8 protein-coding genes are annotated in these 14444 nt (G+C 41.6%); 5 read left to right on the top strand and 3 right to left on the bottom strand.

The genetic code is table 11. The features are described from left to right. Window positions 1–258: 258 nt before the first annotated feature. The 4 genes from pyrB to NXS07_RS10785 all read left to right on the top strand — a co-directional run bounded on the left by pyrB (window position 259) and on the right by NXS07_RS10785 (window position 8331). Window positions 259–1200: an aspartate carbamoyltransferase gene (gene pyrB, locus NXS07_RS10770; protein WP_258086725.1), complete on the top strand. Its 942-nt coding sequence runs from the start codon at window positions 259–261 to the stop codon at window positions 1198–1200. 614 nt (window positions 1201–1814) lie between these two features. Then, window positions 1815–3125, top strand: coding sequence for a DUF4123 domain-containing protein (locus tag NXS07_RS10775; protein ID WP_038222986.1), 1311 nt, complete (start codon window positions 1815–1817; stop codon window positions 3123–3125). Continuing rightward, a complete protein-coding gene (locus tag NXS07_RS10780; RefSeq protein ID WP_258086726.1) occupies window positions 3122–6430 on the top strand; it encodes a toxin VasX in 3309 nt (1102 codons plus the stop codon). Before NXS07_RS10775 ends, NXS07_RS10780 begins: the two co-directional genes overlap by 4 nt. A 2-nt stretch (window positions 6431–6432) precedes the next feature. Next, window positions 6433–8331 carry a hypothetical protein gene (locus tag NXS07_RS10785; protein WP_258086727.1) on the top strand — a complete coding sequence of 633 codons (1899 nt, stop codon included), beginning with the start codon at window positions 6433–6435 and terminating at the stop codon, window positions 8329–8331. 121 nt (window positions 8332–8452) lie between these two features. Here the strand turns inward: NXS07_RS10785 and NXS07_RS10790 are convergent, their stop codons facing one another. From NXS07_RS10790 to NXS07_RS10800, 3 genes are all read right to left on the bottom strand, one after another. Further along, the gene (locus tag NXS07_RS10790) at window positions 8453–10771 is read right to left on the bottom strand and encodes an FdhF/YdeP family oxidoreductase (protein ID WP_258086728.1); all 2319 of its coding nucleotides are present in this window, start codon (window positions 10769–10771) and stop codon (window positions 8453–8455) included. 619 nt (window positions 10772–11390) lie between these two features. After that, window positions 11391–12608, bottom strand: a complete 1218-nt coding sequence (locus NXS07_RS10795) for a DUF819 family protein (RefSeq protein ID WP_258086729.1) — start codon at window positions 12606–12608, stop codon at window positions 11391–11393. A gap of 73 nt (window positions 12609–12681) precedes the next feature. Continuing rightward, entirely contained in the window at window positions 12682–13413 is a 732-nt protein-coding gene (locus NXS07_RS10800; RefSeq protein ID WP_258086730.1) for a M15 family metallopeptidase, read from the bottom strand. 425 nt (window positions 13414–13838) lie between these two features. Here NXS07_RS10800 and pyrI point away from each other — a divergent pair, with 425 nt between their 5' ends. Then, window positions 13839–14303, top strand: coding sequence for an aspartate carbamoyltransferase regulatory subunit (pyrI, locus tag NXS07_RS10805; RefSeq protein ID WP_038184721.1), 465 nt, complete (start codon window positions 13839–13841; stop codon window positions 14301–14303). Window positions 14304–14444 lie beyond the last annotated feature (141 nt).

The raw sequence follows: 14444 nt of genomic DNA on the forward strand, positions 1-14444 counted from the left end.
CAGAATAAAAATTTCTTCCGGCAAACCTTGCGATGAATGCTATCGTGAGTATAATGCGCGACGATTTGCTGGGAGAAAACATGAAATACTGCACCACACACGATGTTACAAAGCATCAAGCTAACGAAAAACTGCCTGCTGGCAGCTTGGGCGTATTATTCTTCCCATTGCAAAACCGATCATTGAAAAAGCCCCTCATTTGAGGGGCTTTTTTTTGCCTGGACAGGCAGGGCTATGAGTAAAAAGAGGAACGTAAACATGGCTAATCCGTTATATCGCAAGCATATCATTTCAATTAATGATCTGAGCCGCACGGATCTGGAATTGGTATTGCAGACGGCAGCAGCATTGAAAGCCAATCCACAGACTGAATTACTGAAACACAAGGTGATCGCAAGCTGCTTTTTTGAAGCCTCTACACGCACCCGCCTCTCTTTTGAAACGGCTATTCAGCGACTCGGTGCTTCCGTTGTCGGCTTTGCTGACAGCAACAATACTTCCTTGGGTAAAAAAGGGGAAACACTGGCCGATACCATTTCTATCATCAGCCAGTATGCCGACGCGATTGTGATGCGCCATCCACAGGAAGGTGCCGCTCGTCTTGCTTCTGAATTTTCCGGCCATATTCCTGTCATTAACGCCGGTGATGGTGCAAACCAGCACCCAACCCAGACTCTGCTCGATCTGTTCACCATTCAAGAAACCCAACACAAGCTAGATAACCTGAAAATTGCTATGGTCGGTGACTTGAAATATGGCCGGACTGTCCACTCGTTGACGCAGGCACTGGCAAAATTCAGCGGCAACCATTTCTGCTTTATTGCCCCAGATGCCTTAGCCATGCCAAGCTATATCCTGCATATGCTGGATAAGAAACAGGTCAGTTACAGCATTCACCATAACTTTGAAGATGTCATGCCTGAACTGGATATCCTGTATATGACACGTGTGCAGAAAGAGCGTCTTGACCCTTCCGAGTACGCCAATATCAAAGCTCAGTTCGTACTGCACGCCACTGATCTGGTTAATGTCAAAGAGAACTTGAAAGTGCTGCATCCACTGCCACGTATCGATGAAATCACCGTAGATGTCGATAAAACCCCTTATGCCTACTATTTCCAACAGGCAGGTAACGGCATTTTCGCCCGTCAGGCATTGCTGGCGCTGGTATTGAATGAAAATGTCGAAATATCGGCATGATGAAATAATTAATTAAAAAGAATATCTGGTTATTAATATTACGATTGAGGGAAATATCCTTTGATCGTAATATTATTTATTCCTTAATCTACATATCAGAAAATAATTTAAATTATTATCCATAAATAATATCCTATTCAATAATCTATTTCGTTATTACTTATCAAGATTATTTTGATAAAAAATATAACTTGTCGTTATAATTTTAAACCCAACAATAAATTTCAAATAGACGTGTATTTGCAAGGTTTTTCTTGTTTTAATCTGCCTTTAAATTGGGGTATGATCTCCTCCTTCGATAATTTTATCGATTTAACATCATCTTAACAATGAATATTTATTGGAACTGCGTAGTCTTATTGAGGGAATATAATAGAAAATATTTATCGAGGACAATCATTCTATCTGCAATAATGTTGATGGATTTACAATCCGATATTTCCGTTTGTTCTCCGCCTGTTCCACTCAATAGTGATAACAATAATTTTTATGGGTGTTTATTAAACACTGTTTATTTATATCTTATTTGTCCACATAAGAATGAATAAATAAAAATCATCTTTGAAATATCCAAACATTTTGGCTGAAAATTAACAAACTGACGATATTACATCATGTACAGGCAAAAAGATTATCATCAAAAATATGAACATATCTGGGTTACAGATTTTTCATACGGCTATCATAGTTCAGGATCGCAGCAACCACAGCGTTACTGTGCTCAGGCATTGATTCAGGCCAACAGCCAGCATCAAGCAATAGAACAATTATCTGACTATATGCTAAATACATTGCGGGCGGATGAAGGCCAATATGAGAAAATCCTTCCTTTTCTGCACTATTTAGACAGTACAGAACGGCTTGAAAAAGACTTAATCCAGAACAGCAATAACCTCAGCGGAGTGCAGCCCATCATCATATTGAATGCACTGGATATCAGCGAATCGTTACCGATTGATACCGGAGAGCTGGCAATTATACCGTATCCCTGCACTCCCTTTACCGATGAAAACGACTTCAACCGACATTGGATCAGTGAGGATACGTATGCTTTGTTGTATCAGCAAAGCCAAAATAACAAAAAATATGCCCACTGCTATCTCGTGATAGATGCCGGTGTTTATCATAAACACGCCGGCCACTTTATTGTGCCTTCACTAATGGTATCCGGCCTGCCTTATCGTTGTCTTTTCAAGGGAGAAACCCAGATCGCCCTTGAAGATGCAGCACCTTATCTCATTGAGCTGACAGGCCATGAGGATATCGGATTTTTGCGAGATATCTTCATCACCCATTACACGCCGGATATTGGCATTTTTATCCATAGCGATAGTACATTTGATGAGCTGTATAACCATCTGCGTAAATATCCCTACCTGAAGCAAGAACGCAGCCAAAATTGGGTGTTTTTCCGGTTCTACTACCCTCCGACACTGGATTTGACCTTAAAAGGTCTATCCCGTGGTGCGCTGGCTTCCTTTATGCGACACATCGGTGCTCTCTACGCCTTCGGTCATGAAAATAACATGATGAAAGCTGCTGTGGCGGAAAGCCTCAGAGCAACCAAACTTGAAACGGTGACAATCAACGACAGGATGAACCGAAATTATGAGCGATATATGGAGCAGAAGTTCTTCCATAAGGTTTCGGTATTTATTAAAGAGAATATCCAACAGCAAAGCCAGGTTCCTGAAGAACAACTGTCGACCTTTATTATCAAACATGCCAATTACGCTTACCTGCACGGTTTCACGCTGGAACTGACTGGGCTTTATTATATTATGGCGAAGTCTGTCACCGTCAAAAACGAAGCCTTCTGGAACCACTCGCTGAACACTGTCTTGTCTGAACCTTCCAATCAGGAAGCGCGCGCTTACAAACTTCTCAAGGAATGCTTTACCCCAACAACACGGAGCCAGCCATGACAACTTCAATGCAAGACTTGACGACAAATGCAGATCATTCGCTATCCCGGCTTGAGATGGGGAGTCCCCTTTCTCCATGCGACTCTAATATTAAGCCGCTCTACCCTGTCCGCTATGCCTATGTGAACTTTTTCGGTGAAAATCTGGTGAAACCAGAAGCTCCTCCTGATATTCACACCTTAATGTCCGCCACGTCTCTGGAAGAAAGTAAAGGTTATGCCGCCCGTTTGATGCGTCCCGGCTGGATTTACATTAAAGAAGAAGGCGATATGAAGCATCGCCCCAGTGGAACATCATATTTTCATATTTTTAAATATGATGTTCCAAAAGATTCTGGGAATAATGGCGAAAGCCCGCGAATCGAGCGTTTCAGGAAGTTTATATACCGCAACAGAAAAAATGCCCGTGATGGTGTGGAACCCGAGCCCGGCCTACGTGGAGAAGGATATCCTTTTCTGTTTGTATCGAAAGATGTTTCCAAAATCAGCATTGCCTACAGTGAACACCTTTGGCATCCCGATGTGATTGCCCGCATGGACAGCGATGAAACGCTGCGGCAAAAAACCATGCAGTTCATTAACCTGGATGACGATAAACAGACACATGCCATTGAAGCTACGGAAGCCAACTTCACTAGGCTGATTCAGGACTACAAGATTCGCAAAGAGCAGTTTGCGACGGCTAAAGCCAAAATCGATGCCAAGAACTTTGAAGAGTTGGATTTAGAATCCATCAGGATTGATGAGCTGACGACACAGTTATCCTATGAAATGGATGCGGAAAATATTGCGAAAGAGATCCGCAGTAAATTGTGCTATCAGGAAAAAGCACGGATTGTGATCCTGCATGATCCCGTTGGGCGGCAGAAAGAGATTTTGGAGGCGCATGATATTCTGACGGAATGGCAACAGCACAATGCTAAGCTTAATGCCTATCCACTGACGATTGGAATGTATGTTGATAGCCTTGTTAAGTCCCGTATGTCAGCAGCACAATACCTGAAAGTCGCAGGCTCCGTTAATCAGAGAAATGCACATAAATATTGGCCACTAATAAGAGATGAATATCTAGAATTTGAAAAACGGCAAGAAACTTTTTCTAAACTTTTCAAAGCATTTGCCAGTGAAAAAGCCGTAACCGCTCAAGTAGGTAGTCTTGATAACTACTTCAAGTATTTCTTTTCCGTTCATAATGATAAGAAAATAATACAAGAAAGTGACTTTCAAGAAATTGACACTTTTATCGATCTTATCTCTGATATTTTTGATGGGTTACAGCACTCCATTCCATCGGAAAAAATGCTGGAAGAACTAATATCGCAATCAGTCGAAAACTCTGAGATGCAAGAAGCACAGAGAACCTCCTCTGATGCTCCACAATCCCCAGAATCGGAAATCAATACCTCAATTTCTACCGCTTCTGATATACATGAATTTCAATATAGCTCCAATACTTGGGAAATAGCGGCGACAGGAGTAGTAAAAATCGTCACCCATAGTTACACTGGCGAAGCTAAATCCAGACTATCGGTGGTAATGAAGCGGGTATCAGACCGTTTTTTAAATGTCTTTGGTAGAATTTTGGGGAAAGCAGTTGCTCTAATGGAAACAGGAGTGACCAAGGCGAGAGATTTACTGACCCATTTGAGTCATTCCGCCATTCAATTTATTTCTCAGAAAATTGTTCCCGCTTTATTGAAACCATTCGGCTTTGTTATTGATTACCGTCAAGGAATTCCTCTAAGCCGTCAAGAATTCGAATATATTCTGAAACGACTTGAGATAGAAGCCACAAAAGTACAGCATACTTCGGGTAAAAAAAGACCAAAGATGCCCAAGTTCAATCCTATATTTAAAAAGCTTCGCTACTCGGAATCTCTTTTCCGTGCACAACAACAAAAAATCTTACCCGTTAGCGACGCTGAGCAGAAATTAGAAAATTCCACCAAAAAAATGGGAAATTCAATAAAATCTGTAGCTAGCCAAGCCAGTATAAACATCAAACTTGGTTTGATAGTTAGCCTTGATGACTCTCTCAATTTTCTCAAGGTTGGCACTAAAAAGACCTCAATATTACTGGAAAAAACGGTTCCAGGTGTTAGCTTATTCCTCAATATTAAGACAGCAAGTTCTGTTGTTATTCAATCTAAATTCAATCAAAATAATCCACTAGACCAGCATAAATACAGTGCGGCTTATGATTCAATTAAATTCAGTACAGCCCTTGTCTCATTAACAGCTGATATATTATCGGTCACTTCAACAGTAACCGAATATATGCCTAAATTATTACCCAAGTCATCTCCTGCTTTACTCTATAAACTCGATAAAATCTCAAACAAAACGGTGGCGCTAGGGAATAAAATAGCAGTAAAAACAGCCATCGGGTTAGTCAGTATTATAGGTGCTTTTATTTCTTTTATCGACGGACAAAAAGCAGGAGCAGTTGGTAATATTGGTGCACAATACAGCCATTATGCTATGGCACTGGGAGGTGTCGCTTTAGGTATCACAAATATTTTTGGCGTAGCATCAACACTATTACTAACTCTTAACGTTATTGGCTGGCTATTTATCATCGGAGGTACTATTGGTCTTATGCTTTTCAATCGCTCAGACATGGAGAATCTAATTTATAATTGTTTTTGGGGAAAAGGGAATATGTACCCATTTTGGAACATGGAAACACGCCCCGATATGGATTCACAATTAAAAACTGCTAGAAAGATGAATAATGAAACCGAGCATACATTTTATATTGAACAACAAGAATTTTTAAACATATTATTTATGCCTCAACTCATCATCAATAGGACATTGATGAAGAACAATAAATACAATAATAAGTACACTTTTATTTTACCTGCATTTCAGGAAGGATGCTCTGACCTTCATTATGCATTCTACAGTCCCTTACCTAAACCTGTTAATAGCTGGGTGGCAGGTAGAACAGCTCCTGTTGATCGTATTCAGCAACATATGGCGTCATTTGAACAAGAAAAAATATATTATGAAAAACTGAAAGCAAAAGCAGAAGAAATTGACGGTAAACTTTATCTTTATGATGAAGAAATGACAGTAAGATTCCGTGAAGCATTTCAAAGATCTTCATCGGAGGACAAGAATGGTTCACGTCACCTTACCATCACCTTTGAGGATAAATACCCCTATCCCTATGAGGAAAGTGCCAAATTATTCTGGCACTACATACCATTCCAAGACACTGTGATACCACTACGTTATCTGGCAGGCCAAAGTCTACAAGAAACAGCCATCATAGGATTTAAAGATGAGGAGATACGATAAAAATGAGTTGGTCAAAAAAATTACGTTATTCCATTCATGATATAACTCCCACTCCACTTATCGATCAGCAGGAAGAACTGATAGCGATACCATTAGAGAGAAAAAGTCAGGAAGATTTGAAAGGCTATCTGCCATTAAATAGCATTGACGATAACCAATGTACCCTGCGCAACCAACAGCGTCTTGCCCGTGCGATACTCGTATTTCCTATGCTGATCGGTATGCTACTTGCCCTTTACGTCAGTGTTCAAAATTTTATTGAATACAGAAAAGGCAACGAAAAATTCATTATGAATATGGTAAAAATATCCAGAGAGGAATTTGGAAATGATTTTTTTCTGCGTGAAAAATTACCGGGGTATGCAGAAAAACTCCGTGCCATAGGTTATGACAATAGTATCTCATTTAAAAAGTACCTGTATTTTCGCTATAATTACTTTGAAAATGGAGTACAAACCCTTATTAACGATATTGTCCATTTTGGCCTATTAATCAGCCTTTCCTTGCTGTTTATCTATCTCTGCTTTTTCTATCCTCTGTCCCCACCCATATTTATTGACCGCAAACGGCAATTGCTTTTCAGTTGGCATCGCGGAAAAGTATACGCCGCACGCTACCCACAGGTAGGCATTTCCCTCTTTGGTAGTACAGGAATAAAAGCTATGGGATTGGCCTTGTATACTCTGAATGGTCACAACTCACTAGCTCGCCGGGCATTCCAGCCTTGTCTTTCCGTCCTCGCTGGCATGATCACGAAAAAACAGCAGGATGAAGTTCTCGCTTTTATCATCAAATACTTGTTACAGGGAAAAGACGCCGTTGCTGCCACCAATTTTACACGTTTCCCAGTCCTATTATGGCGCAGGGATAAAAAACCCGCTGATTTTGATGCGCAATTAACACGTATATTGGCTGCACTCGACGCACATTCGGCAACCAGTGATGACGCCAACCCACTTGCGCACCAGAAACCGCCTTCCACTCTGGTTGAACAACAAGCCTCACTACTGACTCGGCCGATGGAAAGAAAAAACCTGAAGACACTGAAAGTGTTTTCTACCCTGAATAGTATTGATGATAACCAATGTGTCCTGCGCAGTACGCGGCCTGGCTTGCGTATCGCCCTATTCCTGTCCTATCTGATGATCAGTTCTCTCATCTTATGGAACGGTATTGACAACTTTAACTCGGTAAAAGGCTGGGAAGAACTGACTGCACGGGGAATGTTGAGCAAAGCTCGTATTCAATATGGTCAGGAATTCCACCTGCGCAATGATTTACCAGAATCACTGGAAGAAGAACGCTATCTCGCTAACTTGAATTTTGACAAAAATTATACCCTTCCCTTCTGGGACTACATTGAGTATCACAAAAAATTCAAGCTTAATAATTATTCTATGACTGATATCGTCATTTCTTATTTTTTTGGATTTGGCGGTTTAGCCCTGCTGTTTATCCCTCTGCTATTTCATGTCTGTTTCTTCTGGCCTCAACACCAAATTGTGATTGATCGACATCGGCGACTGATTTATAGCTGGCGTTGGGCGCAGATCTATGCGGCCTATTATCCACAGGTGAAAATCTCAGGTCAGGCAGAACCCTCGGGATTGACACTCTATGGCGTGACTCCTCGAAAAGAACTGACTTCCCATGATTTTCGGCTGCATGATGCCGATATCTCTTTATGGGGCGTGAAGAACAAAGTGACACAAACTGACATACATGCCTTCATTGTCAAATACCTGATTGAGGGAAAACAAGCGGTCAGTGAAATTGATTTTAAACCTAGCCGTTCTCTGCTTTGGCGTACCAGAAGTCGGCCTTTCGATTTTGATAAACAATTGGCAAGCGTGCTGGAAGCACTGGAAAAACTCAACAGAGAAAATCAGAAAGATAACTGAAACCCTCTATGGCGCAACACCCACTCCACTGATCGGCCAGCAGGCACTCACGCTAGCCGCTCTGGACGAATCTGATAACGCCTCCTGATTGGAGGCGTATTTTTCATTGAACTACAAATAGCTATACAAGGCGCTGAGGTTTAGTGTCATTAATATCAGTCAGAGATAATTTAACCGGCACAGATTTTGATGTTGGTGTGCCCGTACCATCACCGATGCTATCCATCGGCACTAATGGATTGGTTTCCGGGTAATAGGCCGCAAGATTCCCGCGTGGAATGGCGTAAGGAACCAGCTTAAAGCCATACACTTTGCGCTCAATACCATCATTCCATACCGTCTCGATATCAACCCGATCTCCCGCTTGATACCCCAATAAAGCAATATCTTCTGGATTCATAAAGAGCACCTCCCGCTGACCATAAACCCCACGATAACGGTCATCCAAACCATAGATGGTGGTGTTATATTGATCGTGAGAGCGCAAGGTTTGCAGAGTAAAAGGAACGTCTGTTTTACCCAGTTGCGGGAAGAGATTTTCCGGCAGTGAGGCATCACTGAACTGCGCCTTTTTACTCGGTGTAGAAAAACGCAGATCCGCCGCTGCATTGCCAAGATAGAAACCACCGGGTTGTTCACATTTTTTATTAAAATCGGCAAACCCCGGAATGGTCGCAGCAATGTGATCGCGGATTTTATTGTAATCTCCGGCTAATGCTAACCAGTTAATCGTTGCTGTATTTCCCACTACCGCATTGGCAATACCAGCAACAATCGCCGTCTCAGAGCGTTGAGTATCAAATAAAGGTTTGTTCAGCCCTTCTGAAGCATGCACCATGCTGAAAGAATCTTCTACCGTAATAAACTGCGCTCCACTGAGCTGAATATCCTGTTCAGTACGCCCCAGTGCCGGCAGGATAAGGGCATCTTTTTTACCGGTAACAAGATGACTCCGGTTAAGTTTTGTACTGATATGAACAGTAAGATCACAGTGTCGAAGCGCCTCTTCTGTGCGTGGGCTATCTGGCGCTGCTACCGCAAGGTTTCCTCCCAACGCGATCAGTACTCTTACTTCATCACGCAGCATGGCACTCAATGCTTTCACAACATGATGGCCGTGGGAACGAGGAGGCTCGAAACCAAAATGTTCAGCCATGCTATCAAGGAAAGCCTTCGAGGGTTGTTCATTAATCCCCATCGTGCGATTACCCTGCACATTACTGTGACCACGCACCGGACAAAGCCCCGCACCGCTTTTACCCAACTGCCCAAACAGCAATTGAAGGTTTGCGATTTCACGGACAGTATCCAAAGAGTGTTTATGTTGAGTTATCCCCATTGCCCAAGTACAGATAACCCGATCAGCATGCTGATAAATGGTGGCCGCCTCACGTAACTGTGTCTGCGTCAGACCGGATTGGTTCTCAATAAATGCCCATTCCGTTACAGCAACTTCTTGCAAATAAGCGTCCACACCTTCCGTGTGAGTCGAAATAAATTCCAGATCAAAAATACCTGATTTGCCAGCCGCCAGAAATGCGTTGTGAGTTTCTAACAGTGCCTTGACCATTCCCCTGACCACAGCCATATCTCCGCCAAGTTTGGGCTGATAATAACGATGGCTGATAGCGCCTGCCATTGGGGTAATCACTTCGAGCGGCTTTTGTGGATCGGCAAAACGTTCTAAACCCCGTTCGCGTAGGGTATTAAAGGTGACGATCCGTGCGCCGCGTTCAGCTGCATGGCGTAAACTGTGTAGCATCCGTGGGTGGTTTGTACCGGGATTCTGACCGAAAACGAAGATGGCATCAGCATGATCAAAATCATCCAGCCGAATGGTTCCCTTACCCACACCCAAACTCTTCAGCAGGCCGTAACCACTGGCTTCATGGCACATATTTGAGCAATCTGGAAAATTATTCGTTCCCAACACGCGGCCAAACAACTGATAAAGCCATGACGCTTCATTACTGGCTCGACCGGAGGTATACAACTCTAGCTGATTAGGGTTTTCCATCGCCTTAATGTATTTGGCTATCAAGGTAAAAGCATCATCCCAGCTAATCGGTTCATAGTGATCCGTCTGATGGTTATAACGCATCGGTTCAACAACCCGCCCCTGATATTCAAGGAAGTAGTCACTCTGTTGGTAGAGTTTACTGACGCTATAAGTCGCAAAAAATGCCCGATCGACATGCCGGCGAGTCGCTTCCCAAGTCATTGCCTTAGCCCCGTTCTCACAGAAACTGAACAGGCTTTTGTTGTCATCTCCCCACGCGCATCCCGGGCAATCAAAGCCTTTGGCTTTGTTCATGCGCATCAGGTTAACCATATTTTTTAAGGCTTGTTTACTATCAAAAACAAAACGTGTTGTTGCCTCTAGTGAACCCCAACCACCCGCAGCGGAGTGATAAGGTTCTATTTTTGATTTGAATTTCATAAAAATCTCTATTTTTTAACCTAGTGGTCAAAAAATTGGCCACATGTTGGCAGGTGAACCAATAACACCGAGTTGGCTTATTGAAGGATAACCACGGTTTTAATCATAGGAGAGAATCGAGCAGTAATATTCATGATATAGCTATAATCTAAACAATGGTTTCCTCTTTAATAATGATCCATTGTGATACTTATTCCGTTCTTAGGCAACGGAAAAACCGATCTATTACTATTGAGAGTGCTATGTCAGTTCCTCAAATTAACCATACTATTTCTATTGGTAACTTTATAGGCAACTGTTTTATAACTGATTGCTTATTTTGGATGATTTTCGTGATGTTTACGATAACGACTGAGACATATACAAAATAGATCATATAAAAAATTAACGAAGTAGAACAATTGCTATTTTTAATTTAGGCTTCAAGGCCTTATTTAATCAATTCAAAGAAAAAATGAATTTAAACAATGGAATATTATTATAGATGGTGGGTTGAAATAATAATTTCAAAAATTAAAATTAGCCTATTCCATTAGGCTCTCATTATTTAGATAAATAAATATCAATAAATATTTTAGTTAAATAAAAATGAGTGATATTTATCGTAGTACAACCTCAATTACATTCGCCCCACAATAAAGTACACAAAAGTCCCCACATAGTTGCCAATCACATAACCGACTGTACCAATCACCATAATCGGGCCGACCAGATTGACCCAGCCGCGGCTAATTGCCATAGCGGCTGCCGTTGTTGGCCCTCCGATATTGGCGTTACAGGCCAGAATGTTCTCTTCCAGACTGAATTTAAATACTTTCCCCACGGAAAAAGTCAGTAACAGGTTGATCATGGCAATCACAAAGACGAAAGCAAACAGCAGTGGTGCATGGCTAATAATGGCTTCAATTGATGCCGGAATGCCAATCACGACAAAGAACATATAAATGGCATAAGTCCCCAATTCCTGTGTGCCATTCAGTTTGCTGAATGTCTCTTTAAAGATCGAGACGAGGGTAAACGTCACGGTTGTGAGGATCAGGTATTTATCGGATATCAAACTGAAAAGCAGTTCCTGATAAATACTGTTTGGTTGCCCCAGTAAGGCTTTTAGCCATGTAGATAACTGAAATGACAGCGCGACGATAAAAATCGACCATGCCAGCGATAAGGCGATGTCTTTCAGAGCGATATTTTTCGGTTTCCAATAAGCGGCTGCAAAAGTCTGGGATTTATCCAAGTCTGGATCGTTATCTATTGCGTCAGTATGAGGACTGCCCCAGAACTTCCTTGCCACTGTCCAGCCAGATAATGCGATCAGGATAATAAAGTAACCTGCCATCATCATATTATCCGCCACGATAGTGGATGCCGTCATACTTTGGGAAGGTTCCAATTTAGCTGCCATTGCCGCAAAGTTGACACCTCCTCCTGTATATGAAGCCGAAATCATACCGCTGATTTTATCTAGTTCCGGGATATGATCCTTGAAAAGCCGGAAAGAAACTATCGCGCCAATCATGGTGGCAACGGAAGAAATCAAAAATAAGATCAGTAATCGCCAACTTTCTTTGATAATACTGTGTAAATTGGTTTTGAATAACAACAAGGGGATCGCTAATGGCACGATATATCCCCAAACCGCATCGTAAACGGGAGCTTCTGTTGGAATGATATTTAAGTTAGACGCTAATACCGCAATAATCAGTGCGATAACTGCACCTGGTATTTTAGATGCCCATCGGTATCGCTGCTCTACCATAATTGCCGCAGTAACCGCAATCATAATAAAAGCCCAAAGCATTAATGAATTATCAGATGTAATTAAAGTATTGTTCATTATTTTCCCTGGTGTTGTTCAAGTCGATAAAATCATTTTTATTTTGTCATTTATTACAGAATTAACGATTTCGTTATCTTTTTCGCGTTCCATCTACAGCACCATAAATGGCAATATCGTTTTTATAAAATGCCCACAGAGAATTACCGTAATCATAATGCCACCATTCCGTAGGTAAGTTGGTAAAACCAACCTGAATCATGGCGTTATACAATAACCGACGATATAAGGTGGCCGGCATATTTTTTTCAGGTTCTTTTTCTAACGCCGCCGTATAAGACAGCTCAGTCACTTCGTCAAATTCAGTCCCCAGAAACAGGGGCTTGCCAGATGCCACGTCAAATAGCGTCACATCCACGGAACCGCCCGTCAGATGGGGACTGATTTGGTGCTGTTCCGTAGGCGCAGGAGCCACAAACTGCTGCAAAAGTGCCTTCTGTTCTTCAACAGATAAATGGCGATATTGGTCAGCTATTTTTATCTGTGTTTGCTCCTGTAATGCCTGCTGAGTTTCCCGCGAACGCCAGCCATCTAATACCAAAAGCCCTAAATGAGGAGGTAGCAGTTGTGATGCCATCACTAATTTTCTGGCGACACTTTCTCTTACGGTACAATATTCAATGGAACCTTTTATATCAGCAAGAAAATAAACAGATTGCTGTTTTAACTTATCTGTATCAGTAATTATTTCTAAAGGTTCATGACATTCATTGATAGATACTCCATTAATCACTTCCCAATCAAAAAGTTTTTCCACAGCGATTTTATCCACGGTGTTATTTTCCATAGCAATAGATAGAAACATATTCGCCCTTATATTGTCATATTCGAATGGATAGGGTTTTTATTTGTTATTTTAAAAATACGAATTAAGTTATTAGTTTTACTTTACAATCAATAACAATACCTTTACAGATTAGCAACAAAACCACGTCTCATCAATTTTTATTTTCCGCATGAAAAAACAATTAAAATAGTCTATTAAATTAAATAGATAATAATACCTCATGTATTTTTTACTTATATTATTGAGACAAGTAAGTTGGGCTTTTAATTAATATTTCTTTATTCCATCCGCTATCATTCACAGCTCAAACAAGGTATCGCTGGATGCGTCAAAGACTGATTTATGCAGGGTGAAATGCCAAATCTTATGTGACAGAATAGGTACATGCCCTTGATCCCCTAATATCCGGAGGAGGAATACCTGAACGGTATTCATGACACAACATGACCCAAGACCATCAATTACAAGTAGAAGCCATTAAATGTGGCACCGTTATCGATCACATTCCGGCTCACATCGGTTTCAAATTATTGTCCCTGTTCAAACTCACAGAAACAGATCAGCGCATTACCATTGGCTTGAACCTGCCTTCCAATCAACTAGGCAGAAAAGACCTGATCAAGATTGAAAATACTTTTCTCACAGAACAGCAGGCGAACCAGCTCGCGATGTATGCTCCCCATGCCACAGTCAATAATATTGAAAATTACGAAGTCGTGAAGAAGGTACCCATCAACCTGCCAGAGCAGATAGACAGTATTCTCGTGTGTCCGAACAGTAATTGTATCAGTCACAATGAACCCGTTGAGAGCAGCTTTTATGTCATACCCACCGCCGACGATGTGATCGTTCGCTGCAAATACTGTGAGAAAGAATTTGACCGTCAGGCAGTCATTAACAACGACTAGCATTCTGCCAAGATGAGTCCTATCCCAAGGGATTTCAAGATGAAGGGTATAAGCTGCCCTGTACCAGTTGAAGCAGGACTGGAGGTCACTATAATGGTTGGCTCTCATATTTTTTCATTCAGACGTTAAACAGGAGTTTCT

Source organism: Xenorhabdus bovienii, from assembly GCF_024721015.1.
Taxonomy (GTDB): domain Bacteria; phylum Pseudomonadota; class Gammaproteobacteria; order Enterobacterales; family Enterobacteriaceae; genus Xenorhabdus; species Xenorhabdus bovienii.